Raw genomic sequence first — 22,592 nt, forward strand, 5'->3', positions numbered from 1 at the left:
TGCATTATGGACCAACGTCAGAGCCGCTTCCCCGCAGGCGCGACCCACGCCCGGCCTCGAACCCGAGCGCTACGGACACCGCGTCGTTCCAGCCATAAGGGTCGGCTCTCACCACCGGATCGCCGGCATCGTCGAATAGGACGGTCTGGTAAAGCAAACGGACGGGTATCTCGCGAGGCAGGGATACGAAACTCTCCTTGCCCGTAGCGCGCGCCTTGTTCCATTCGTCAATGATGCCGGCGTCGCGCGCGAGCAAGTCGGCAAAGCCCAGGGCATCCTCGACGCGCACGCAGCCATGACTTCGCTGCCGCTGGACTTCTGCGAATAGCTGTTTTGCCGGCGTATCGTGCAAATAAATCTCATGCTCGTTCTTCATATCGAACTTGACGAGGCCGAGCGAGTTTTTGGGCCCGGGCTGCTGTACGATCCAGCCATCCTTGCGAACCATATTGTTGCGCCGCAGATAAGATGAGCCCTTGCGGGCGAAATCCTTTTCTTCGATCGACCGAGGGACTGTCCAGGTCGGGTTCGCGACCAGGCGGTAGATTGGAGACCCCAGTTGCGGGGTCTCCGTGTCGGGCTCGCCGACAACGACTTTTCTCACATTGGCCAGCTTCCCATCACGCCAGTAACTCAGGCGCGCGGCTGCAAGGTTTACGTCGACGCGCGTTGCGGGCGGATTGCGATCCAGCCAGCGGGTGCGCTCCATGGCCACGGCAATGGCGCGAGCGCGATCGGCATTGGACAGATTAAGGATTTCCAGCGCATCCTCGCCGATGGAACCATCAGGCTTGATGCCAAAGTCGCCTTGCATGCGCTTTACAGCACTGACCATCGGCGCGCTATACCGATCCCCGCCGGCTTGGGCCCGGTCCAGATAGTCCGAAGCCACCAGTTGTCGGGCGATCACCGGGATACGGATATCATTCTGTCCCGGTTCGATCGGTTTGTCAGTGGTCGGGATCACCGCCGCGGGCGCTCTGCCTTGCTTATCGAGCGCAAGATAGGCTTTGGAGAGCGCACGATACTCATCCGATTGCGGCGCGAGGCTTTCCAACCAGTCGACGACCTTGCCGTCCGCGAGCGCCTTGGCTAGGCCAGCGCGCAGATCCGTCTTCGGCCGGGGAACCGTGTAGATGTCGTACAGTTTCGTCGGATCGGCTGCGCCATGCGCAAGCGCGCTGGCATAGCGCAGGGCCAACTGCGTCAGCGCCGCCTGTCCATTCGCCTGCGTACTGAAGTTCAGGTGATCGAGGCCATGCGCGGCGCGCCGATCAATCGCTTCGCGCAATGCGCTGACATTCGTATCCGACCATTGCGCATCACCTGAGGGCGTCGCGCTGTTCTGAGTGGTGACGATGTCGCAAGCGGTGAGTGGAAGAGCCAGAGCCAGGATCGAACCGGTAATCAAGAATTTCCGCACCACTATCTCCCGCTCGTGTAAGCAGGTACAACGCTCCAGCAGCACATCTGCTCCGCTCATCGCAACTGATGAGATGGCCCGATCTTTCGACGCCGTGATTATTGCCCAGTATCAGCGGATTTCCCATTATGGTCTTGCCGGGTTCGGCACGGCTGCGTCCTACGCAAAGACGCTCGGCCTTAAGGATGATAACAAAAAGTTGCGCGAGGCTACCAAAGAAATCTACGGTAATGACCAGTATGGCACCAAGTTGGCGGAAACGAGCGTCAATATCGACGCCAAGGAATAATTAGCGTAGGCTTGGGCCGCCGTTTGGCTGCCCGGCCGCTCGAATCTAAGGTGACGTTGGGCGGCGACTTGCCGCCCCAAATGAAAATCACCTTGCCGTATGTTGGCTGACGTCCGCGACTTAGCCGCTCACGCGCGCATGCTGTCGGGCACGATTCCGCCATTCTCAGCGAGCTTGTCGATAACGGCTCGATGCAAGGCGATATTCTGCTCCGCGCTACCATCGGCGCCCGCGTCTACGCTAAGCTCATTGGCCAGTTCCTTGCGAGCGGCGAGACTGGAGTCCAGGTCGAGCAGCTTGAGCAGATCGACGATCGAGCTCTGATAGTTGCCACCTCCGCCCTTCATTTCCGCCATTGCGGCGAGCACTGCGCCAACGTCGACAGACGCTGCTGGCGGGGGCGGGGGTGCGGCGGCGTGAGTTGCCGCAGGCGCGGATGGTCGCTCCACAGGGGCGGGCTTGGGTGCTGGAATCGCCGCTGGCGCTTCTGCGGCCTTGGCGTCGTGGCGGAAAATCTTGTCCATTATCTTTCCGAAGATGCCCATGCTTGTGCCCTTTTCCGATTTTCGATCTGAAGAAACGTGCGCGTGGTATGGAAAACGGAGCAATCGGCACAAAGGTCCGTTGGAACGTCAATGCGCGAAGAATGTTCAAGCGTGATCGGTGACCGTACCGAAAGGGAGATAGACTATGAAGCCCAGCATCCTTGTCACACTGTCGGTATCGGCACTGGCCCTGGCTTCCTGCGGGAAGAAAGACGAACCCATGGTCAACAACAACGCAGTCGCGAATTCCGCCGGTCCTGTCACGACAGAGGCTCCGCCCGCGCTTAGCGCCGGGCAGATGTTCGCAAATGCCGCCGCTGCGAGCGATGCGTTTGAGATCGAAAGCTCCAAGCTCGCTGCGACCAACGCTGCGTCTGCTGCGACAAAAGCCTTTGCCCAGTCGATGATCAAGGGCCACACCGAATCCAGCGCGAAGCTAAAGAAGGCGGCAAGCGAGGCGACGCCTGTGCTCACGCCCGATCCGACACTTGCGGCGGCGCAGGTCGAGGCACTCGAAACGCTCAAGGGCAAGCAAGGCGCTGAGTTTGACGCCGCCTATGCCGACGCGCAAACCATGGCTCACGAGAAAACATTGGCGACCCTGCGCGCCTACTCAACTGGCGGGGACGTGCCTTCGCTCAAGGTCTTTGCCACTGCCATGGTACCTATCGTCACGGCGCATGTGAACATGGCCAAGGGCTTGAAGCACTGATTTGCTGATCGCAGCATGCGCGTCAAGGACGGCCTGCATGTCGGCGGCAGGTACGGGTGGGCGCGTGGTAGAAGAGGGCGCAGGGCGTGGTGGCGCCGCATTAGGCGACATGGACGATTGCGCGACGGCCGGTCCTGTCAGCGCAGTCCAGGCTAATAGTGCGATAGCGAAAGAGGATTTCACGGGCATCCCTGTTCTCGTTGTCACCCCAGCCAGATTACCGGTCCCCAGTCCGACAGTTCCGCAAAAAATATGCGGACTGACTTAGGTTAACGCAAATCGTTGGCGTCGCGACTTCGCGCATTTTGCGCTCGTTAGCCGATGACCGGAACTTGGTGGGCAATGGCCAATCGTGAGTCTGGCGTGATTCACGGCCTGGCATTCACGGTACCGATCACGACCCCAATGGCGGAATGTTTCCGTTCGCTAGGAAATTGCGGGTCGAGATTTGGCAAGGTCCCGTTTCCAAGCTCACATCATCGTAATGACACGGGGGGCTTCGGCCCACTACTTGTGGCTCTATTACCCGGTTTGGGCCGAAGCCAAATGTCGCCTTCTGACAGAACCTGCCTTGAGACACGTTGTCGCGAACGGCAGTAAAGTCCCACGTTCCGTCTACCGATGTCGACCCTTTGCAGCCCTTTAGCCGCTGCTTTACGATCCTAAGGTGCAGACGTTCCGCTATTCCAGCAGGTGTCGACCAGCAGTCGACGCAGCCATACAATCAGGCCAGTGCGACGAACAGGCGCCTGTCGGACGGCGATCCATCTTTGGCACCTGATCTACGGCAAACAGCCCCAGCACGAACACGAGACAGTTTCGGCAGCGCCAGGAGGCTCAGTGCATAGCCAATAATGGCACTGCCGCCATAACCCACGATCGGTGTCGGATAGTTGCCGAGGGCAGCAGCCATGATCGCAGCGAACCAGGCTGCGCCGAAAGCGGCGTAGGTCGCGCAGTTGTTGTTATCTTGGCTCCAGCCGACGATTGCGGGGATCAGGAGCATCGCCATACCTCCCAACACCGCCAGACCGGCCCCGACATGAACGTCGAACGACGAGTAGAGAATCTGGTCGACATAGGGGACTGCTGGCAGCGTATCGGCACGAGCCAGCGTTGCCGCGAAACCGGTGACGCCGGCGGCGAGTGCCACGGCGGCAAGCATGTCACGGCGTATGACCGCGAGCGCAGCAAGGCATAGTACGAGCATTCCTGCCATAGCCCGGTCGGGTTGAAGCGCCATTGCAGCTGCGGCTGCGATGATGCCGGCGGTTGCCAGCACGCTACGACTGCGCGAGAAGGCGATGAGCATTACCGGCAACAGGATCAGGCTCGGTTGGATGGCTAGTCCCCCGAAGCTCACCCAGCGCGCTGCGCCATCAACCTCGGAGCCAAGAAAAGCGGTGGCTAGCAGCGCGCCCGCCATCGCAGTGATCGCACCGTCCGTCCATCGCTGACCCGCCGCTACAGTGCGCTCGAGCAGCGCCAGCATCGTCAGGCCAATAGCCAGTGCGCCTACGTTGATCCCAATATAGCGCATCGGCGCGCCAGCGATTGCCATATAGACGACGCCGAGCACGACCGCACCGATCGCACAGATGATGCCGAGAGTACGAGGCCGACGTATCGCGGCGTCGAAGATGTTCATGGTGGTCGATCCTTCCGAGAATTGAGAACCGTCGCCGATGAGCGAGGCAAAGGTTTGGAGCAGATGCGATGCGACCGCACGCGGCATGAGCCCGCACAGGCTGTCGAGCGTGAACAGAAGTGCCTCGGTATCGTCTCGGATGGTGGCCGCTTCGTAACGCACCGCCCATCCCCACGACTGCAACGAGAAAGGCAACGTTGCTTGCAGGGCGCGGCAGGCTAGATCAATGAGGCCGCGGCGAAGACCAACACTCATATGGTCGCCTCCCGACGTCGCAAGGCCGACATTGCCGCCTGACCGGGATGATTTGCGCGGGCGAGCTGGACGCCGCTTGCTGTCAGCCGATAGGCGTGTCGTGGCGGACGTCCCCCTTCAGCCGGCTGCTGCCATTCCGCCTCGAGGTAGCCCTGCGCCTCCAGACGGATCAGAAGCGGGTAGAGTGTGCCGGATTTCACGTCGGCAAGCTGCGCCAGTTCATAGCCGTGTGACCATTGGTCACCGGCATCAAGCAGGGCGACAAGAACCTTCCGAGCATGGGATGAGAGCGCACGTGTTCGAGACATGCACAGTAAATCTACCTAGATAGATTTATGGTCAAGTGGCAATTTCAATGCGATCCAGGCCACGCCGACTGGCAGTTCCTGCATACGACGCCGGGTTTGGAGATGCGTTTGCGTGGTCGATCGAGCATACTATTCGGAAATCAAGCGCGTGGCACCATGTCTGCTATCGCCGCTTTGATCGGAAAGGAAGTTGATCCACTGGCTCCTTCTTATGGCAACGCGCTCGCCGGAAGCTGCGCGATGCTTCATCCACCTTTGAGCGTAGCAAATGATGGCTTAAAGCAATATCCGCTGTTCAGCAGGTCGGCAGGAAATGGAAAAACGTCCCAGATGCTGTCCGCCGATATCGACCCATTCCGGCCTTTCCGCGATCAAAACTCGCTCGCCAGCAGCAGACCGTCAGCTAATCGTCGCCTCGAAACCAATTATTACCACTAATTGGCAGCTTGGCCGAAATGAAACGATCAACCGAATTAAATAGTTAAGGTCCATTTGGATAGCTTTGCTGCACAGGTTGAGCCGTGCCTCTGGTTGCGTTATCTTCATCACCAAATGCCGTGGAGGCTGCAGATGGCGACTTTGGCTGAACCGCTACGTGGATATGGGCGGGATGATCGGTTCTTTTTGAAGATGGCGATCGCGATGGCTTTGACTATCGTGGCCGGCTTTTCCCTTCAGGCGGCAACAGGGCGCTCGACGTTCGGCGCGCCGCCACTTGTCCACCTCCACGCCTTCATCTTTTTTGGTTGGGTGGTGCTGTTCGTCTCCCAAAATTTCCTCGTCACACGGGGATCGATCGCCCTGCACCGTCGGCTCGGTTGGGTAGGCGCTGGTTGGGCCAGCGCCATGGTTGGTGTCGGGATATATACGACAGTCGCAATGACGCGAAACGCAACGACGCCGTTCTTCTTCCTCCCTGCATATTTTCTCGTGATGAACATTCTTTCGGTTCTGTGCTTTGGCAGCTTGGTCATTGTGGCGATATCGATGCGCAAGCGGACCGAATGGCACAGGCGTTTCATGTTTTGCGCCATGGCGATCCTGACCGGACCAGCCTTTGGCCGCCTTTTGCCGATGCCGCTGCTTGTCCCCTATGCAGAATGGGGCGTTTTCGCAGCAGTGATGATGTGGCCGCTGATTGCAATCGTCGCGGATCATCGCCGCCGAGGCTACGTCCATCCGGCATTGTGGTGGGGCACCGCTACCATCATCCTTATGCAGATCTCGATGACTTTGATGGCGCATAGCGTCATAGGCCTCAAGCTCTACGCTGTGAGCACTGCGGGCTATCGTGGCGCGGCAATCGCGCCGCTTGCCTTTCCGACGCCGCCATCAAGCCCACTGATTACGGGTCGCTAGACGGACATTGCCAGATTCACGCCTTAACTGGAAAATCGATCGAAATTTATGGGTGGCTAATCCGACAAGCTCAGTAATAATTCGACACGTCGCCACCCAACTGCGGATTTTTTAATCGCCAAAGGCGGGCTCACAGCGTTCTTCCCGTCCTCCCACCAGATTTCCGCTTTTTTTAGGTGGCAGTCCGCATTTCAGCCACTTTGAATATCACGCGACTGCTTTCGTCGTGGTTCGGATGGCTTATCATTCGGTTCCCGCTGCTCGTCCTTCCGACATTTCGTCAGGCGAGCGCCGCCAAAGGGCTCCGATGGTACGGCATGCACCCGACCACTGCGCATAGAGATGAAGGAGTTTAGTCATCTCCGAGCGGGAGACAGCTGGCGAATAGAGGAACGCCTGCCCAATGCGACACCCCAAAGCGAGTAGATGACGCGCCTGGCTCTCCGTCTCGATGCCTTCGGCCAAAAGGCGAATATCCAGCTTCTGGCCGATGGACGAAAGCCCTTCGACGATTGCCGCACTGGCACTACCATTCTTGAGGCCCGCAACGAACGAACGGTCAATCTTTATTATGTCGACCGGTACCGTCAGAAGATGGGTGAGCGAGGCAAAGCCCGTACCAAAGTCGTCGAGCGCAACCTTGAGACCATGATGTCGCATTTGTGCAATTTTGGCGCCGACATTGTCGTCGCGATCATCGAGATAAACCCCTTCTGTAACTTCAACGATCAGGTGTTTTAGAGGCACATTTGCCTTTGCAAACCCGGCGCTGAGATATTCATGGACCGGCATGTTCCTGCGCAGGTCGGCTGAAGATATATTCAGCCACACATGTTGAAAAGCGACACCTTCGTCGAGCCAATCGCGCACGTCATTTGAAACATTTTCCAACATGACGTCGAGCCTCGTAGCAATCGGCGCGATGCCAGGAGCACGGGTTTTGTCACGGAGCAGACCATCGACACCTTCGACCATATACCGCTCTTGCCAGCGCCACACGCAAGTCTTCGACTTGCCTGTCTGCGCCATGATCGAGGCGGTGCCCAGCGCGTCATCCGTGAGAAGGATGATCCGCGCCCGCCGTACGTGCTTCTGGGGCGACCCCCGTGCCGAAACAAGAGCCTCAAGCCGCGCCCGATCCGCTGCCGTGACGACGAAGGTGATACCGCTACGCATGCCGCTGTCATGGGTCGTGCAATTCTCCGCAAAAGTGGGCTCTCCCGCAATTTCGGTGCAGGTGTCATGCCATGATACGTGCCCGGAGTAGGTCAAGGCCAGCCCGGCCGTACATGGAACGCTTGATGAACTTGAGCTTGTTGATCTTGCCTTCGACCGGTCCAGTGCTCCACGGCAAGATCAATGCGGCGCGCACCGCATCGATATCGCGCCGGAGGCCGCGCGCGACGAAGCGATGGCGCTTCCAAGTGCCTGGGCAAGCCATGGCTCGAACTCTACGGCTTCGCGTCCGACCAGTATGGCGTGGAAGCGCCGCGCAAGGTCGGCAAATTCCGCGATTATGGGCGAGGCGGCGCGCACGGCATCGACGAACCGCGCATCGTCCTGACAGAGTGTATCGCTGGACGTGGTGAGGAGCCTGACTGCCTGTCGCGGGGATGGTGCTTTCCAGCGTGGATGTCTGACAGATGGCGCTGTAGGTGGCGACCGGCCATCGCGTAACCGAGCCTCGATCCAGCGACGAAAGCTACGCGCTTCGCCACGATAGCCTAGCCCGCACACCTCGCGGTAGAGCTGAGTGGCATTGCGACAGCCATCCTCCCAGCGCGAGACGAGATATGTTTCGAAGGCGTTCGCGGGGTGACGCGACGCGCGTTCCCAGGTTCCAGGTTGTTTGTCGAGAAGCCACTGGCGGATCGTCTTGCGATCTCGGCCGGTTTCGTGCGCTATTGCCGATATGGTCCAGCCTTTGTCGCGCAAGCTGACGACCGCATCGAACATTATGTTCCGCTGCGCCCGGCTTCGCCTTTGATGATCGAGCGCGGCACCGGACATACCGATGGTTGCTGGTCGTTCTAGCGGTCGATCCGGATAAACATCATTCGCGAGCGAGCGCCCGACCTCACGAACGAGCTTATATCGCTTCTCCACGACGGAGAGCAGTGCATCCGAACAATTGCGCAGCATGTGCCAGCGATCAGCAACCTGCCGAGCCAAAGGGGCGCCTTCGCGCGCGCCCTTGGCGTAGCTGCCGGCGCGATCGCGCGCGATAATTTCCGCGCCGGGGTGGGACTTCAGCCACGCGGCAAGTGTCTCGCTCTCCCTATCCGGTAGCAAGTCAACGACTTGGTGGGCCTCAAGATCCACCAGCACGGTGCCGTACCGCTGCCCCTTTCGCCATGCCCAATCATCAACGCCCAGGACACGCGGCGCACCCTGGTGGACCTGCCGATCAGCGCGAACGATCCGAAGCATCGTGTCAGCACTGACGCGCATGCTCAGCCGCTCAACGAGACGAGCACCCGCTTCGCCGCCAAGGGCTAGGCCGACGGAACGCTGGACATCACGCACGCGCAGCGTGCGACGAGCGTGGCGGGCGGCAACGTTCTCAGCGCGCTCGGCGAAGATACGCTGCTCACACCTCCGGTTGGCACACCGCAACCGACGAACGTGAACGCAGAGTACCACAGTGCACCCCTGCCATGGGAGATCGGCGATGCGTCGCTGGTATCTGCTGTGCATCCGTGACGACACGCGCCGGCAACTCGGACAGCGGGGCGCAGACAACCGCGCCCGGCAATTGATCACGATGCGCTCGGTTTCGATAATGACATCCTCCACGATCAGCTGGCGTGGAATAAGCGGCAGAATACGCTTGGGCACGGCAATACAGGCTCCCTCTATGGAGCCTCGATGAATCAACCAGATTCATGGTTCGTTCCCGACGCCTGCACCAAAATTGCGGGAGAGCCCACTTTTGCGGAATCTTCGGTGCCCGTTGACAGCCGCTTCGTCGCATAATGCCGCGGGCCGCGGAATCCGCTAAACGGACTTGTCCGTTCCGATCAATCCACTAGGTTCGATCGTGCAAGGGAGCGGTTGGAAACCATGGACTGACAGCCGATCTGAGTCTAGATTGAACCGGCTCCCCGTGTCCAGCACCAACCTCCGTCCAAGCGATAGGTTTTTGGAACTGGTCCTAAATTCTTGACCGTTTAACCCGTTCTTAAGTTCGGCTTTGCGACAAAATGCGTTCGCCAACCGAGGGAGCCAAGGATGACAGAGTATTTAGACGTGCAACATCGTGAAATGCTCGATTTGGCGCGAGCCATTCTGGGGGTGGTTGAGGACTTCCCAGCGCGCAGCTCTGACAAACTAAACCGCGCACGCCTGGCGTTGTCACGTACCGTGACTGCGCATTGCAAAGCAGAAGCGGCGCTGTTGGAACAGTGCAGCGAACAGATAAAGCCAGAAATCATGCGACGCTATCACGACGAGCTGCTGGCCTGGCGCCATGACCTGATCGCCTGCAATACAGATTGGCCGCCGGAACGCGTATGGGATGAACCAGCAGGTTTTAAAGCAGCTTTCCGTAAGATTGTTGACGCTCTCCAAGCGCGCATCTTATGGGAACGCAGCGCGATATACCCAATTATCCTTCATAAGGCTGCATGATGGTCAACGCTATCAACCGCTAGGTCGCAGCGACGGGCTGGCATGGGCGCGTGCGCGGGCTGGATGTGACTTTCACGGATTCGATGCCGAAAAGGGGACGGCGACAACGCGCATTAATAAGCCGCGTCGTCGTCGCCTGTATCTCTTTATCAAGCGCATTCACTTCATTCATCGCTGATAGGCGATACCAATTCGAGACCTTCCTGGGGTAGCAGCGGGGCGAATGGCTGCTGCGATCGCTATCAAATTATTCAAATCGTCGGAGCATAGGGGGGTTAGAAATGCCATTCCATATTTAGGACCACGGACCCAAGCGGTCCGAGCGGCGATGGAGAGCGTCTTGCATTCGATCCGTATGATCGTACCAACAGCGGGCGGGTTGGCACCATGGGCCAGCGCACCTGTGCAAGACAGGTCCAACAGATGTATCCGTTCAACAGCATGCTGATAACGAACCAGCGCAGGCTCGAAAAGTTTAATACGTTTCGCGATTCGAACGGATACTGGCTTTGTCACTGCTGGCCCTCCCCATCCGAAACGAAGCGCTACCGCAACCGATCCATATATTTCGTCCTTAGCGAACAGTTAAGAATCAATCCGGCCGGGAAATTTCTATTCTATTGCCATCAAGGCCGCGATTAAACGACCGGTGCAACACCAGCGTTTGCACCGCAGCCATCTCGAAATATCAGCCAATCACCGCAAGATGGCCCTCTCCGGAGTGATACGCTCAGCCGGCAAGCTGCTCGATAATCGGGCAGTCAGGCCGTTCATCCCCATGGCACTTCGCTGCAAGGTCCAGCAGCGTCGCGCGCATTTGCTCCAGTGCCTTGGCCTTGCGGCCCAGTTCCGCAGCGCGCGCGGCGGCGAGCGCCTTCACGTCTGCGCTTGATCGCGACTTGTCTAGCCATAGGCCTAGCAGTGCCCGGATCTCCTCGATAGGGAAGCCAAGGTCGCGGGCGTGGGCGACGAACCGCAGTCTCGCGACATCGGCGTCCGAATAGTCGCGATAGCCGCTGTCCCGGCGCGGGGGCGCGGGGATCAGCGCAATCTTCTCATAGTGGCGGATCATTCGCTGCGAGACGCCACTCGCATTTGAGGCTTGGCCGATGTTCACAGCCGCACCCTATTGAGCCTCAGCGCATTCGTCACCACAGCAAATGACGAGAGCGCCATCGCGGCGCCTGCCAGCATGGGCGAGAGCAGAATGCCAACCACCGGGTACAGCACCCCGGCCGCGACTGGCACACCGACCCCATTGAAGACGAACGAGAACCACAGGTTCTGGCGAATGTTCCGCATCGTTGCCTTTGCCAGCCGGCGCGCTCGGACCATAGCCGATAGATCGCCGTTCGTCAGCGTCATGCCCGCGCTCTCGATAGCAACGTCCGTGCCCGTGCCCATGGCTACACCCACGTCTGCCGCAGCGAGCGCCGGTGCGTCGTTGATGCCGTCACCGGCCATGGCCACCACGGCACCCTTCGCTTTTAGCTCCCCTATGATTCTCGCCTTGTCTTCCGGCTTCAGGTCAGCATGCACCTCGTCGATACCGCCAATCATCTTGGCCACCGCCTCCGCGGTGCCGCGGCCATCGCCCGTCAACATCACGATGCGCAGGCCTTCGGCATGAAGATCGCTAATCGCTCCGCGCGCAGACGCCTTCACGGGATCAGCAACCACGAGCATGCCGGCCAGATGCCCGTCCACCGCGATTAACATGACGCCAGCCCCTTCGAATCGCCGCACCTTGGCCGCCTCCTCGATAACCTCGGGTGCAGCGCCAACCGCCCGCATCATCGCAGCGTTGCCGATGGCGACCGACCGACCGGCGACCTTGGCCACCACACCAGCGCCAGTCGTCGAGTTGAACGCCTCCGCTGTCGGCACTTCAATCCGGCGTTCCTCCGCCGCGACCACGATCGCATGTGCGAGCGGATGTTCGGAGCGCTGCTCCACGGCTGCCGCGAGGGCCAGCAGTTCGTCTTCGTCGAAGCCGCCGACCGTCTCGATAGCGATCAGCTTCGGCTTTCCCTCGGTCAGCGTGCCGGTCTTGTCGATCACCAGCGTGTCGACCTTCTCAAGCGCCTGCAGCGCTTCGGCGTTCTTCACCAAAACTCCCGCGTGGGCACCACGGCCGGTGCCGACCATGATCGACATCGGGGTCGCAAGCCCCAAGGCGCACGGGCAGGCGATGATGAGCACCGCGATGGCGTTCAGGAGCGCGTGGCCGAAGCGCGGTTCGGGGCCGACCAGGTTCCAAATCACGAAGGTCGCGACTGCGATCGCCACCACCAGTGGCACGAACCAGCCGGATATCTGATCGGCGACCGCCTGAATGGGCGCGCGGCTGCGCTGCGCTTCGGCGACCATCTTCACGATCCGCGCAAGCACCGTTTCGGAACCGACCGCCTGAGCCTCCATGACCAGGCTGCCTGTGGAGTTGACGGTTCCGCCCGTAAGCTTTGATCCGGGTCTCTTGGCCACTGGCGCGGGCTCGCCTGTGAGCATGGACTCATCGACCGAAGAACGCCCATCGACTATCACGCCGTCCACGGGAACCGCTTCGCCCGGGCGCACCCGGATGCGGTCGCCCTGCATGACCTCAGAAAGTTGAAGCTCCTCCTCCGAGCCATCAGCGGCGATGCGGCGAGCCGTCTTCGGAGCCAGGTTCATGAGTGCACGGATCGCGCGGCCGGTCGCCGCACGAGCACGAAGCTCGAGGACCTGGCCAAGCAGCACCAGCGTGACTACCACGCCTGCGGCCTCGTAGTAGACTGGCACCCTCCCATGCATTCGGAACGCTGGTGGGAAAAGCCGCGGTGCGACCGTGGCGACGAGGCTGTAGAGGAACGCCACGCCGACTCCGATCGCGACCAGCGTGAACATGTTGAGGTTGCGCGTGCGGATCGAGGCCCACCCACGTTCGAAGAACGGCCAGCCGGCCCAAAGCACGATCGGCACGGTGAGCGCGAACTGCACCCAGTGGTTCCACTCGCCAGGCACGAACTGGAAGCCGAGCAATTCGGAAACCATCGAGACGAGCAGCAGCGGGGTCGTAAGAATGCCTGCCACCCACGTCCTGCGGGTGAAGTCCACGAGTTCAGGGTTCGGCGCGTCGTCGAGCGACGGCTCCTCGGGCTCGAGTGCCATACCGCAGATCGGGCAGGTTCCTGGGCCCTCTTGCCGGACCTCAGGGTGCATCGGACACGTCCAGATCGCGCCTGGCGTCGCTTCAGGTTCAGGCCGAGGCGCATCGTTCAGATAGGCCTCGGGATTGGCCACGAACTTTGTGCGGCAGCCTGCACTGCAGAAGTGATATTCCTGATCCTCGTGGTGAGCATGGTGCGGCGTGGCCGACGGGTCCACGCTCATGCCGCAAACAGGATCCTTCACCTGACCGACCGCTTGATCGTGGGCCTTCTTGCCGCCACCTCCGCAGCAGCCATGGCCTGCATGCGCCGTTGATTTCGGGTTGGTCATTGCCTTCTCCTGTTCGACGCATAGGGATGTAGTCCTTGACACCATGTCAGGGTCAAGGACTTAATTTGGTGGCGGCGTGCTCGCGTCGGTCTCCACTCGTCAGCTGCCGCCAGGCGGCTCAAGCGTGCCAAGCAACCCGACCAATCCGAGTATGACCACTCCTGCTGCCGCATCGGCCCAAAGGCTTCTTCGAAGCCTAGCGACAGCCACTTGATTAGCACCGCTGTCGATGCCGGTCTCGAGCGCCGGGATCAGGCGAAACCGGTTCGACGCCGCCATTGCGAGCATAGCGGTAAACAGGGCGTGCCTCATGAACAGCAGCGCGCTATACTGATCGGCCATCATCCCTGGGTCTGCGCCACCGACAATGGAGCCGTTATCGCGAAGGATATCGCCTATCGCATTTCCGATCCATTCTTCACGACCAACAAGATTTCAGAAATGCTGGAAAGATAGGCCTGCGAGCTAGTCGCCATGTGGACTGGGTCAGTCGTTTCGCGGAGGTCCTATGATTTCACGCGCGACCGTATGCTGGTTGCTGCCACCGCAATCTCGCGAGACAACGCTGACCCTCAAGCCGGAAGATGATCCACGCTGACAGGGTGGCGATACCACGATAAATTCAAGATGTTCTTGATCTTTGCTGAGGTTGTTTCCTTATGATGCCAAGGGGTTGAGGATATGTTGCACTATGGCACTGACTATGGGAGCAGTGGGTCATGATCATGACCGGCACGCACGACAGCAATCTAGTTATCCTGTCGATTCTTATCGCCATGTTCGCGTCATTTTCAGGGCTCAGCCTGGCCATGCGGATGCGCGCCTCGACCGGCTGGATGCGCCGCCTGTGGCTCGGCGCTGCGGCGGTTGCGCTGGGGGGCGGCATCTGGTCGATGCATTTCGTCGCCATGTTGGCGTACAGCATGCCGGGAATGGAGATGAGCTTCGATCTGGCTCTCACGTTGATTTCCTTCGCCATCGCACTTGCATTCACCGGCGCGGGCTTCGCGGTAATGGACTGGCGAACGATGGCAGCAGGGCGCGTGGCCGCCGCCGGATTGCTAATGGGATCGGGCGTTCTGGCGATGCACTATTTAGGCATGGCTGCGATGCACATAGCCGCAGACCTCAGCTACGATCATGGGTGGCTTGGTATATCTATATTCATTGCGATCGGCGCCGCCACGGCGGCGATGTGGCTGACCGCACGCGATCAGAAATTGTCCCACAGGCTTGTCGCCTCAGCAGTCATGGGGCTGGCGATCGCGGGCATGCACTATGCAGGCATGCGCGCCGCGATATTCACTTCCACGTCATCGGTGGACATGACGACGGGCGGAGCAAGCCTGGGACAGACTTATCTTGCGATCCTCATCAGCGCCATTACCGTGTTGATCCTTGTGATGGCCTTGAGTTCCGCAGCGGTGGAGAGGCTGTTTCAGGGATTCGTGCGCCGCGAGGCGCGCATTGCGCTGAGGTTACGGATCGCGGACGCTCTGCGCGGACGCGACACGCAAGAGGCGCTGCAGGAAGTTGCGGCGCTGATGGGCACGCACTTCAACGTGACCCGGACCGGCTATGGCCAGCTCGACCCGATCGAGGATATTTTCGAGTATGACGTATGTTGGACGGACGGCACCGTGCCGCCGCTACTCGGGCGCTATCCGGCAGAAGCGTTTGGGGCAAAAATCGTCGCCGCACTCAGCGCTGGGCAAACTGTCGTCATCGATGATCTTCTTGATGCCGAACTGAGCGATGAAGCAAAAACGCGAGAAACCGCTCAATCGGTCGATACGCGCGCAATACTGGTTGTGCCGTTTGTCCGCGACGGCCGCCTGAGCACGATCGTTTATCTCAATGATCGCGATCACCGCGCTTGGCAGCGACAGGACATTGCCTTCATGGAAGAGATTGCCGAGCGGACCCGACTGGTAATCGAACGCGCCACCGTCGAAGAAAAGCTGCGCGAATTGAATGCTACGCTTGAGCAGCGCGTCGAGATACGCACGCGTGAGCTCCGGGAAGCGCAAGAGGCTCTGCTCCATAGTCAGAAGCTGGAGGCTGTGGGCCAGTTGGTGTCGGGCATGGCACATGATTTCAACAACGTACTGGCAGCCATTATGGGTGCTTTCGACTTAATCCGGCGGCGTCCCGATGAACCCGAGCGGGTGCAGCGTTATGCAGAGGCGGGACTGGAGGCAGCTGAGCGTGGCGCTAAGCTAACCGCCCAGTTGCTCGCCTTCGCGCGGGCTCAGCGCATCCAGCTCACCCCACTCATCATCTGCGACATTATCAGGCCGTTACATAACCTACTGGCTCGCACGTTGGGCCCGATGATTAGACTCGATTTCGCACTCAATCCTCATCCAGTTCCGGTCCTCGCAGATGCTACACAGGTCGAGATGATGGTGCTCAATTTGGCGATCAACGCGCGCGACGCGATGCCAAATGGCGGCACCCTCACGGTCTCGACCACAGTACGTAATATCTCGGGACATCCGGAGGTCGATGATGGCGAATATGTCGAGATTGCGGTGGGCGACACTGGCGCAGGAATGGACGAGACCACACTTCGCCGGGCCATGGAACCGTTCTTCACCACCAAGGCGATCGGCAAGGGAACAGGGTTAGGGCTGGCCCAAATATATGGCAGCGCCCGCCAAGCAGGCGGAACGGTTCACATCGATAGCACTCTTGGGCAGGGCACGACGGTGCGCGTGCTCATGCCTTGCACCGATGAAGAGCCAAACGACCCAGTTCAAGCAGTCACACCGGTCGATATCGCGGGAACAGGCTCCATTAAAATATTGTTGGTCGACGACGACCAAGATGTGAGAAGCATGATCGCAAGCGCGCTCGAATGCCAGGGGCACTACGTGACGCAAGCCGAAAATGGCGATGCGGCATTGGTCGCATTGGAAGAAAATGTCCCAGACATCGCGATCATTGACTTTGCGATGCCTGGAATGAACGGCGCTGAATTGGCAAAGTGCATCGAGGCGCGCTGGCCAGGCTTACCTATCCTTTTCGCCAGCGGCTTTGCAGATACAGACGCTGTCGAACAAGCTGTTGGACGCCGAGCGAAAATTCTTCGTAAACCGTTTCGAGCAGACGAGCTTTTAGTGGCTATTCATCGGTTAGGTGCGTTCGCCTAGTGGATTGATTCCAACGTTTGGTGCCCACGCCTGAAGCGAAGATTGCTACAAAAACCGACAGGAATACCAAATTCAAATCGTGTGTGCCGATCATGATCATGATCCATAGGTCCCATAGCCCGCGCTATCGCATATCTCGATCTCTTGGATGACCTAACTGATTTGCTGCGCCGATTGGCTCAAATGACCGGTGGTGAATGCAGTACCTTGAGACAGGCATGGCCGCGACGTTTGGCCTTGCATTGCTAGCACCGGAGAAAAATTACATCGCTATCAGCCGGTACATCCCCACATTCTCTAGCAAAAAAAGCTTTCGCAACCGGAACAGATTCGGTCAAACCTCGTTCCACCTTTACCAAAGTGGAGGAGGATAGGATGGTCGATAACCGATTTGATGACCGCGTGATGGTGGAGAAGAAAGGGCCCGGCCGAACGCTTGTCATAGCTTTGGTAGCGGTTGTGGCGCTCGTCGGCGTCCTCTTCGCAACAGGCTTTTGGTCTGCCGACGTGAAGGAAGGCGACCTTCCTGAAGTCAGCGTCAATGGCGGCGAATTGCCAAAGGTCGACGTTGACTCAAAGGCTGTGGTCGTTGGAACGAAGAAGGAAGAGATCGACGTGCCAACGGTCGGCGTAAAGGACAATGGCGAAGAGTAAACTGTTGAGGACTAACTTCAATCTTGTGCAATCCTAGTTGCGATGGAACCAGTTGGTAGGAAGCAGGTTAGTAAAGCGGATGAGAATATTGGCCCCCAGCTATCATCCGTGACCAATGACCCTGTCAGCAATGACGGGGTCTTTTTTCTTCATATTGCATCTTATCGCGCATAGGACTTTATCACTCCAAATTCCTTCTTCGGTGGCGATTGAAAGCCGCGCGAGGATAAGAAACGGGACGTACATTGGATAATTCATTACCTGTTATTCAGAGTCTTCGGGTCAAGCCGTACCTTATCAGCATATAGGTCACTACTATCGTGAGAAAGGTAGTCGGGCACAAAGGCTTTGAATGAGGCTTTGGGCTTGGCGAGTAATATTTCCTCAAGATCGATGGGCTGCATGAATTTCAAGCCAGCGCGTCCATCTTTGATCCAGCGCACATCTGCATCGAGAGCGTTTAAAAGGCCAATCTCCAGCGAGACCACTTCGCCAATATGTAGTGGCAGGCTGGTTTCCACCATAGCACCCGTGCACGAAATATTACGGAGCCTGACCACTTCGCTGGCAGCGCGCGCAGTTATTTGCCCTGCTCTGATAAGACGGCGGCGCTCGGCACGATCATTGCGGTATCCGCTGGCCACCGGGCCATTGCCTTGAGCGCGCACCATCGCTGATGCAGAGTCCATTGGCCGTCCATATATATAACCTTGGATTAGCGTGCATCCAAGCTCGCGAACGAGGGCCAGTTGGTCCTCTGTTTCCACCCCTTCTGCCGTCGTAATCATGCCAAGATCAGTAGCAAGGTTGACTATCGCTCTAATAATAGGGATGTTATTGCTTCCCGGAAGCGTCGCGCCCTTGATGAAAGACTGGTCGATCTTGATTTTGTCAAATGGGATCGTCTTGAGATACCCAAGGCTGGAATACCCCGTGCCAAAATCATCCAGCGAAATTTTGACGCCTAGGCCTTTCAAGGTCGCGATGGCGGCGCGCGTTTTTGCGGTGTCGTTGAGTAATGCGCCTTCCGTAATTTCGAGTTCCAGCCTGTCCGCCGACAGGCCCGCATAAGCCAGCGCGCTGGTCACCAATGTTGGGAGGGCCTGACTTGAAAATTGAACGGGAGAGATGTTGACAGCAACGCTTACCGAATTGGGCCATTTCGCGGCTTCCAGGCAAGCGGTGCGCAATACCCATTCGCCTAACTCATTAATGAGGCCAGATTCTTCGGCGATCGGAATGAATATCGCAGGAGACATGACCCCACGCACGCCATGAGTCCAGCGGATCAACGCCTCAAACCCGGCTAAAGCACCAGATTGGGTCTCAATCACAGGTTGATAGGCTAGATGAAATTCCCCCCGCTCCAAGGCTCGTTGCATGTCCTCTTCGATCTGCTGCCGCAACCGGGCCTGCTCGTGCATTTCCGAAGCGAAAAATCGATAGGTGCCTTTGCCCGCCGCTTTTGCAGCGTAAAGAGCAAGGTCCGCATCTCTCACCAGGTCAATAGCCGACCGATGATCGTAATCTGAGGTGGCGATCCCAATCGAGGTGCCAATTGTGATCAATTGAGTTTTTATAATATAGGGCTGGGACAGGCTATGAATTATATCTGCCGCGATATTCGCAAGAATTTTCTCCTCGCAGATGTCGGCAAATACAAGCTGGAACTCATCGCCGCCAAGGCGGCCGACTTGCCCTCTCCCCGAGACAGTCTTTACCAGACGCTCTGAAACGGCCTTCAGCAATTGGTCACCCACAAGGTGACCGAACGTGTCGTTGACTAGTTTGAACCTGTCGAGATCCAATATCATCGTGGCACATCGTTGCTTGCGGTGTGCGCATGAAAGGATGCTATTTTCCAGCGCCTGGCGCATCGTGTCCCGGTTCGCAAGGCTAGTGAGCGAATCAAAGCGCGCCAGTTGCAGCAGTTTGATTTCAGAATTTTTCTGATCGGTAAGATCGACCGCGAAGCCGACAAAACCACAATACCGACCAGCTTCGTCATGATAGGGTCCGCCCGTGAGCGACCACCAAAGATCGTCGTGCCCCTTAGCCTTCAGTACCAAGCCGTCGAACGGTATGCGAGATGCGATATAGAAGCTGAGGCTTCGCTCGGACGCTTCTTCTGCGAGACTGGTATCGCTATCGACAAGATCAGACAAATTCTCGGGATAGACGCCGAAATTCGCCATGGCGCTGCCTATCTTCGCGCTGAGATAGGATAGAGAGCCATCTCTACGCGTCTCCCAGAACCAGCCCTTGCCGCTTTCTTCATATTTGGCGAGCAAGCGCGTCGCCTGGCTCTCCGCCAGCGAAGCATTTCCAGCATCGATGAAACGGCTCAAGCGCACGGGCACGCTCCCGATCCCTGACAAGGGCTGCGCCAACGGCCAACAAAAAGCGACAGCTTAGCCATCCGGCTGATACCGATCGTCGATTACCTTACCGCCCAGGGCATCCGCGCGCGGGATCGGATTAACTGGTTGGAGTGCGGAGAGGGTCCCGGGAGCAGCCGTTTCGGTGTAGGACGATGAACCGGACTCGCCGATAGCTGAGGAAGGAGACTGAGCCCCGTCAGTAACTGCAATTTCGACCGGCGACGTTGCCTGACCTGCGTCATTCGACTGATCGACCGCGGCGATCAGGAGCACGCCCACGCCCAAGGCTAAGTAAATGAACTTATCCATGGTTCCGGCTCTCCTTTAGCATGTCGCTGGGACGACGTTTTCGTTGTTGTAGATGCCGTTTGAGCCACCGCCATAATCTCTTTGGTCGCGCACGGTCATGGCAGCGACGGCAGTAATTTGGTTCTGCGGAATAAAGAGGCGAGCGATAAGAGGCTGATAGTCATAAGCTATCTCCACGAACATAAGCGCCCCATCATCCGGTGCGGTGGCAGTCTGCCCACCGACGGTTATCCCGGTCAGGTTGCTGTCGCCGGACCGCCCATAAGAAGATGGCCAATTTTTTGCACCACGGCATCGCTGCCATCTGATCCGGTAACGGTTGGTCGGATTTGGATTGGCCACAGGTTCGATACTGCTCAGTATGACCCGTCCCTTTCCATATAGATCAAGACGGCCGCCCTGGAAGTTTGCGCCGGTCAGAAGATCGTTGAGCTGTGCCTCGGTGATCTGCTTGTTTGCCAGCACAGTGCCGGTGCCGATCCGGGCAGCATTGTCCGCAATGTGTAGTGCAAGCTGGCTGATCCTCATCTTCGTTGTCACGAAATTCGTCAGTTCCGCTCCGGTAAACGCGATGGCCGTCATCAGCGGCAGCGCGAGGCCGAATTCCACGACGGCAACGGCCTTGGATTCGCGCGCGAGATGTCTGAATAATGCAGCAAGTTTCATGTGCAATGTCCCACGATCGGGCTGCCATAAGCGCCTTGCTCGCCAAACGGCTGGTTCTCCAGCACCGTCCGGGCCTCGACCGTCACATTTTCAGGAAGTCCTACCAGTTTCGCGATAGGCAACAGGCGCGGGTAGGTCATATTGACCGTGTAGACCACATCGTCTTTGGCCCCACCTTGCCCATCATCGCCTCCGTCCCGATCCCACACCGTATTGCGGTTATTGTCCTGGAAGGGTTCATCATTGTCGCAGAGCCCATTGGCGTTGATGTCCTGAAAAGCCTCCGCCGTTGCCTGGGCTGCCTTGGTAAAATCCCTGAAATAGCGACGCGAGAAGGTGACAGTCGAATTGGCTGCGAGAAGCTGGACGCGTTCACGTACAGCCGCGTCCAGAAGCTGCTGCTGAACGTCCACCTTTCCGCTTTCCAGCGTGGCGTCCCGCGCACTTTTCTGCACGGTGCCCTGAAGTACGGATTGCACGTATAAGCTATGGCCAAGGTCCATAAAGCCGAGCAGCGTCGTCACGAGCACAGTGGAAATCAGGCCGAATTCGACAATCGTCGCGCCCGCTTGGTCTTTGATCAATCTGCAACCAGAGCGTCGAAGATCGGTCATTTGGTCAGCCTCAATTGCGATATTTCGTCCGCAATCTGCTGGAAGTTGGAAATCAGCGTGGCGCTGTTCGCAGCGACATAGAAACGGTTTGGCGATGCGCAGGACTGAAGCAGCGCCTGCGCCCCAGAACTGACACCTGATCCGAAGGAGATGACCCACAGTGTAATATTCTTCGATTTGACAGCCGAGCACAGCGCCTTGGTGCGTTCGTTGACGACAGATGTGAGGACATTGGAGCTCGGACCCGCATTGCTGCGCGTCTGACGTCTGTCCCACCAACCAACCCCATGGGCGGTATAGCCCTGGTTGCTCGTTACCGTGTCGCCGTCGGTCATGAAGACCAGATGGCGCTCGATCTCGCCGCCAGTGGATGTGAAAGCATTTTCCGATCCGAACAGGCCGGTCGGCGACATAAGCCGCGCGCCCCAAAGCAGGCCGATGTCATGGTAGGTATTGCCGTTCGGATATAGCGTATTTACATAGGATTCGAACGCGTTCGCGGAGGAATAAGCCTTAAGCTTTGATGCCGCGGTGGGGCAAGCGTAGGTGTAGTTTCGACTAAGGTCCGAACTGGTCTTGACCTTTGCAGTGGTCCAGTTGCCGACACTATCATACCGGCCCCACACGAGGTCCGGCAGAAGTGGACGCCATTTACTGGCATCCGACCCATTAGGGACCATATCGATGTTCATATCGAGAGCGCTGGCGGGGATCGGGCTAAACTCGCCCGTTGGATCGTCATCGCTGTTCTGATATGTCTGTCGTTCCTCGATGCAGCCGTCCCAGCCGATCGTGGCAGTCTGGCCGAATGCACCAACAGGCGCGGTAATGCCAGTGCTCCAACTGCTTCCTCCAGCCTTTAGACCCGACACGTTGAAGGTTAGCTGATCATACTCATATTCTTTGAATCCGGTTGTATCCGTGCGTTGATAATTCCGCTTCAGATAACCACTTATGTAGCGCCGCTGTATCTGGCACTTCCCGCTGACCATCACGCCTTGATAGTTAAAATAGCGTCCATCCTGATTGGTGGACCATCTAATACCAACCTTCCATGATGCTGACTCATGTAGGGGATTCCCAAAGCGGCAAATTTCTGAATCTATGGGCGCCGATTGGAGGGCATGGCCATGGGTGCAGCGATTGGACTGCGGGACGACTTTG

At 58.3% G+C, this 22,592-nt stretch carries 20 protein-coding genes and 3 pseudogenes; 7 read left to right on the forward strand and 16 right to left on the reverse strand.

All coding sequences use genetic code 11. The features are described from left to right. Positions 1-4: 4 nt before the first annotated feature. Positions 5-1,483, reverse strand: coding sequence for a L,D-transpeptidase family protein (locus tag HHL08_RS22725; RefSeq protein WP_206378055.1), 1,479 nt, complete (start codon positions 1,481-1,483; stop codon positions 5-7). Here HHL08_RS22725 and HHL08_RS25780 point away from each other — a divergent pair. Next, complete coding sequence (locus HHL08_RS25780; RefSeq protein ID WP_237236174.1) at positions 1,371-1,712, forward strand: DUF892 family protein; 342 nt, start codon at positions 1,371-1,373, stop codon at positions 1,710-1,712. The two genes, HHL08_RS22725 and HHL08_RS25780, sit on opposite strands and share 113 nt — an antisense overlap. A gap of 128 nt (positions 1,713-1,840) precedes the next feature. Here the strand turns inward: HHL08_RS25780 and HHL08_RS22735 are convergent, their stop codons facing one another. Continuing rightward, positions 1,841-2,257: a DUF3597 family protein gene (locus HHL08_RS22735; protein ID WP_069063938.1), complete on the reverse strand. Its 417-nt coding sequence runs from the start codon at positions 2,255-2,257 to the stop codon at positions 1,841-1,843. A 145-nt stretch (positions 2,258-2,402) separates the two neighbouring features. Here HHL08_RS22735 and HHL08_RS22740 point away from each other — a divergent pair, with 145 nt between their 5' ends. Beyond that, positions 2,403-2,969, forward strand: coding sequence for a DUF4142 domain-containing protein (locus tag HHL08_RS22740; protein ID WP_069063939.1), 567 nt, complete (start codon positions 2,403-2,405; stop codon positions 2,967-2,969). Positions 2,970-3,693: 724 nt separating this feature from the next. Here the strand turns inward: HHL08_RS22740 and HHL08_RS22745 are convergent. Then, the gene (locus tag HHL08_RS22745) at positions 3,694-4,872 is read right to left on the reverse strand and encodes a hypothetical protein (protein ID WP_235955255.1); all 1,179 of its coding nucleotides are present in this window, start codon (positions 4,870-4,872) and stop codon (positions 3,694-3,696) included. Continuing rightward, positions 4,869-5,180 (reverse strand): PadR family transcriptional regulator, encoded by a 312-nt coding sequence (locus HHL08_RS22750; protein WP_169575222.1) that lies wholly within the window; start codon positions 5,178-5,180, stop codon positions 4,869-4,871. Before HHL08_RS22750 ends, HHL08_RS22745 begins: the two co-directional genes overlap by 4 nt. A 27-nt stretch (positions 5,181-5,207) precedes the next feature. On the opposite strand from HHL08_RS22750, the gene HHL08_RS22755 reads away from it, so the two are divergent. After that, positions 5,208-5,618: a hypothetical protein gene (locus tag HHL08_RS22755; protein ID WP_169575223.1), complete on the forward strand. Its 411-nt coding sequence runs from the start codon at positions 5,208-5,210 to the stop codon at positions 5,616-5,618. Positions 5,619-5,750: 132 nt separating this feature from the next. Then, positions 5,751-6,539: a hypothetical protein gene (locus HHL08_RS22760; RefSeq protein ID WP_235955256.1), complete on the forward strand. Its 789-nt coding sequence runs from the start codon at positions 5,751-5,753 to the stop codon at positions 6,537-6,539. 243 nt (positions 6,540-6,782) lie between these two features. Here HHL08_RS22760 and HHL08_RS22765 read toward each other — a convergent pair whose 3' ends face one another. From HHL08_RS22765 to HHL08_RS22770, 4 genes and pseudogenes are all read right to left on the reverse strand, one after another. Next, entirely contained in the window at positions 6,783-7,433 is a 651-nt protein-coding gene (locus HHL08_RS22765; RefSeq protein ID WP_235955257.1) for an EAL domain-containing protein, read from the reverse strand. Positions 7,434-7,454: 21 nt separating this feature from the next. Beyond that, positions 7,455-7,715 (reverse strand): annotated as a pseudogene (locus tag HHL08_RS25785) (helix-turn-helix domain-containing protein); the annotation flags it as partial. A 64-nt stretch (positions 7,716-7,779) separates the two neighbouring features. After that, positions 7,780-7,941, reverse strand: a pseudogene (locus HHL08_RS26330) (ISL3 family transposase); the annotation flags it as partial. Further along, entirely contained in the window at positions 7,896-9,377 is a 1,482-nt protein-coding gene (locus HHL08_RS22770) for an ISL3 family transposase (RefSeq protein ID WP_169575225.1), read from the reverse strand. The pseudogene HHL08_RS26330 and the gene HHL08_RS22770, both read right to left, overlap by 46 nt. Before the next feature lie 393 nt (positions 9,378-9,770). Between HHL08_RS22770 and HHL08_RS22775 the strand changes: the two genes are divergently transcribed. Further along, a complete protein-coding gene (locus tag HHL08_RS22775; protein WP_169575226.1) occupies positions 9,771-10,169 on the forward strand; it encodes a hypothetical protein in 399 nt (132 codons plus the stop codon). A 730-nt stretch (positions 10,170-10,899) separates the two neighbouring features. Here the strand turns inward: HHL08_RS22775 and cueR are convergent. The 3 genes from cueR to HHL08_RS22790 all read right to left on the reverse strand — a co-directional run bounded on the left by cueR (position 10,900) and on the right by HHL08_RS22790 (position 13,994). Next, positions 10,900-11,286, reverse strand: a complete 387-nt coding sequence (cueR, locus tag HHL08_RS22780) for a Cu(I)-responsive transcriptional regulator (protein ID WP_169575227.1) — start codon at positions 11,284-11,286, stop codon at positions 10,900-10,902. After that, positions 11,283-13,649: a heavy metal translocating P-type ATPase gene (locus HHL08_RS22785; protein WP_169575228.1), complete on the reverse strand. Its 2,367-nt coding sequence runs from the start codon at positions 13,647-13,649 to the stop codon at positions 11,283-11,285. Before HHL08_RS22785 ends, cueR begins: the two co-directional genes overlap by 4 nt. Positions 13,650-13,748: 99 nt before the next feature. Further along, entirely contained in the window at positions 13,749-13,994 is a 246-nt protein-coding gene (locus HHL08_RS22790; protein WP_169575229.1) for a CopD family protein, read from the reverse strand. Positions 13,995-14,368: 374 nt separating this feature from the next. Between HHL08_RS22790 and HHL08_RS22795 the strand changes: the two genes are divergently transcribed. Together HHL08_RS22795 and HHL08_RS22800 are read left to right on the forward strand one after the other, a co-directional pair. Further along, entirely contained in the window at positions 14,369-16,804 is a 2,436-nt protein-coding gene (locus HHL08_RS22795; protein WP_169575230.1) for an MHYT domain-containing protein, read from the forward strand. Between the two features lie 375 nt (positions 16,805-17,179). Then, complete coding sequence (locus HHL08_RS22800) at positions 17,180-17,458, forward strand: hypothetical protein (RefSeq protein WP_169575231.1); 279 nt, start codon at positions 17,180-17,182, stop codon at positions 17,456-17,458. Between the two features lie 257 nt (positions 17,459-17,715). On the opposite strand, the gene HHL08_RS22805 is transcribed toward HHL08_RS22800, so the two are convergent. From HHL08_RS22805 to HHL08_RS22825, 5 genes and pseudogenes are all read right to left on the reverse strand, one after another. Further along, on the reverse strand, positions 17,716-19,806 hold the full coding sequence (locus HHL08_RS22805; protein ID WP_169575232.1) for an EAL domain-containing protein: 2,091 nt from the start codon (positions 19,804-19,806) through the stop codon (positions 17,716-17,718). A gap of 63 nt (positions 19,807-19,869) precedes the next feature. Then, positions 19,870-20,148 (reverse strand): hypothetical protein, encoded by a 279-nt coding sequence (locus HHL08_RS22810; protein WP_169575233.1) that lies wholly within the window; start codon positions 20,146-20,148, stop codon positions 19,870-19,872. 15 nt (positions 20,149-20,163) lie between these two features. Then, positions 20,164-20,814 carry a TadE/TadG family type IV pilus assembly protein gene (locus HHL08_RS22815; RefSeq protein WP_169575234.1) on the reverse strand — a complete coding sequence of 217 codons (651 nt, stop codon included), beginning with the start codon at positions 20,812-20,814 and terminating at the stop codon, positions 20,164-20,166. Continuing rightward, positions 20,811-21,428 carry a TadE/TadG family type IV pilus assembly protein gene (locus tag HHL08_RS22820; protein ID WP_169575235.1) on the reverse strand — a complete coding sequence of 206 codons (618 nt, stop codon included), beginning with the start codon at positions 21,426-21,428 and terminating at the stop codon, positions 20,811-20,813. Before HHL08_RS22820 ends, HHL08_RS22815 begins: the two co-directional genes overlap by 4 nt. Beyond that, a pseudogene (locus tag HHL08_RS22825) lies at positions 21,425-22,592 on the reverse strand (hypothetical protein); the annotation flags it as partial. The pseudogene HHL08_RS22825 and the gene HHL08_RS22820, both read right to left, overlap by 4 nt.

Source organism: Sphingobium psychrophilum, assembly GCF_012927105.1.
GTDB lineage: Bacteria > Pseudomonadota > Alphaproteobacteria > Sphingomonadales > Sphingomonadaceae > Sphingobium > Sphingobium psychrophilum.

Coding starts and splice junctions, on each gene's coding strand:
- HHL08_RS22725 (WP_206378055.1), bottom strand. CDS start 1,483: ATGAGCGGAGCAGATGTGCTGCTGGAGCGTTGTACCTGCTTACACGAG.
- HHL08_RS22735 (WP_069063938.1), bottom strand. CDS start 2,257: ATGGGCATCTTCGGAAAGATAATGGACAAGATTTTCCGCCACGACGCC.
- HHL08_RS22740 (WP_069063939.1), top strand. CDS start 2,403: ATGAAGCCCAGCATCCTTGTCACACTGTCGGTATCGGCACTGGCCCTG.
- HHL08_RS22745 (WP_235955255.1), bottom strand. CDS start 4,872: ATGAGTGTTGGTCTTCGCCGCGGCCTCATTGATCTAGCCTGCCGCGCC.
- HHL08_RS22750 (WP_169575222.1), bottom strand. CDS start 5,180: ATGTCTCGAACACGTGCGCTCTCATCCCATGCTCGGAAGGTTCTTGTC.
- HHL08_RS22755 (WP_169575223.1), top strand. CDS start 5,208: ATGGTCAAGTGGCAATTTCAATGCGATCCAGGCCACGCCGACTGGCAG.
- HHL08_RS22760 (WP_235955256.1), top strand. CDS start 5,751: ATGGCGACTTTGGCTGAACCGCTACGTGGATATGGGCGGGATGATCGG.
- HHL08_RS22765 (WP_235955257.1), bottom strand. CDS start 7,433: ATGTTGGAAAATGTTTCAAATGACGTGCGCGATTGGCTCGACGAAGGT.
- HHL08_RS22775 (WP_169575226.1), top strand. CDS start 9,771: ATGACAGAGTATTTAGACGTGCAACATCGTGAAATGCTCGATTTGGCG.
- HHL08_RS22785 (WP_169575228.1), bottom strand. CDS start 13,649: ATGACCAACCCGAAATCAACGGCGCATGCAGGCCATGGCTGCTGCGGA.
- HHL08_RS22790 (WP_169575229.1), bottom strand. CDS start 13,994: ATGATGGCCGATCAGTATAGCGCGCTGCTGTTCATGAGGCACGCCCTG.
- HHL08_RS22795 (WP_169575230.1), top strand. CDS start 14,369: ATGATCATGACCGGCACGCACGACAGCAATCTAGTTATCCTGTCGATT.
- HHL08_RS22800 (WP_169575231.1), top strand. CDS start 17,180: ATGGTCGATAACCGATTTGATGACCGCGTGATGGTGGAGAAGAAAGGG.
- HHL08_RS22810 (WP_169575233.1), bottom strand. CDS start 20,148: ATGGATAAGTTCATTTACTTAGCCTTGGGCGTGGGCGTGCTCCTGATC.
- HHL08_RS22815 (WP_169575234.1), bottom strand. CDS start 20,814: ATGAAACTTGCTGCATTATTCAGACATCTCGCGCGCGAATCCAAGGCC.
- HHL08_RS22820 (WP_169575235.1), bottom strand. CDS start 21,428: ATGACCGATCTTCGACGCTCTGGTTGCAGATTGATCAAAGACCAAGCG.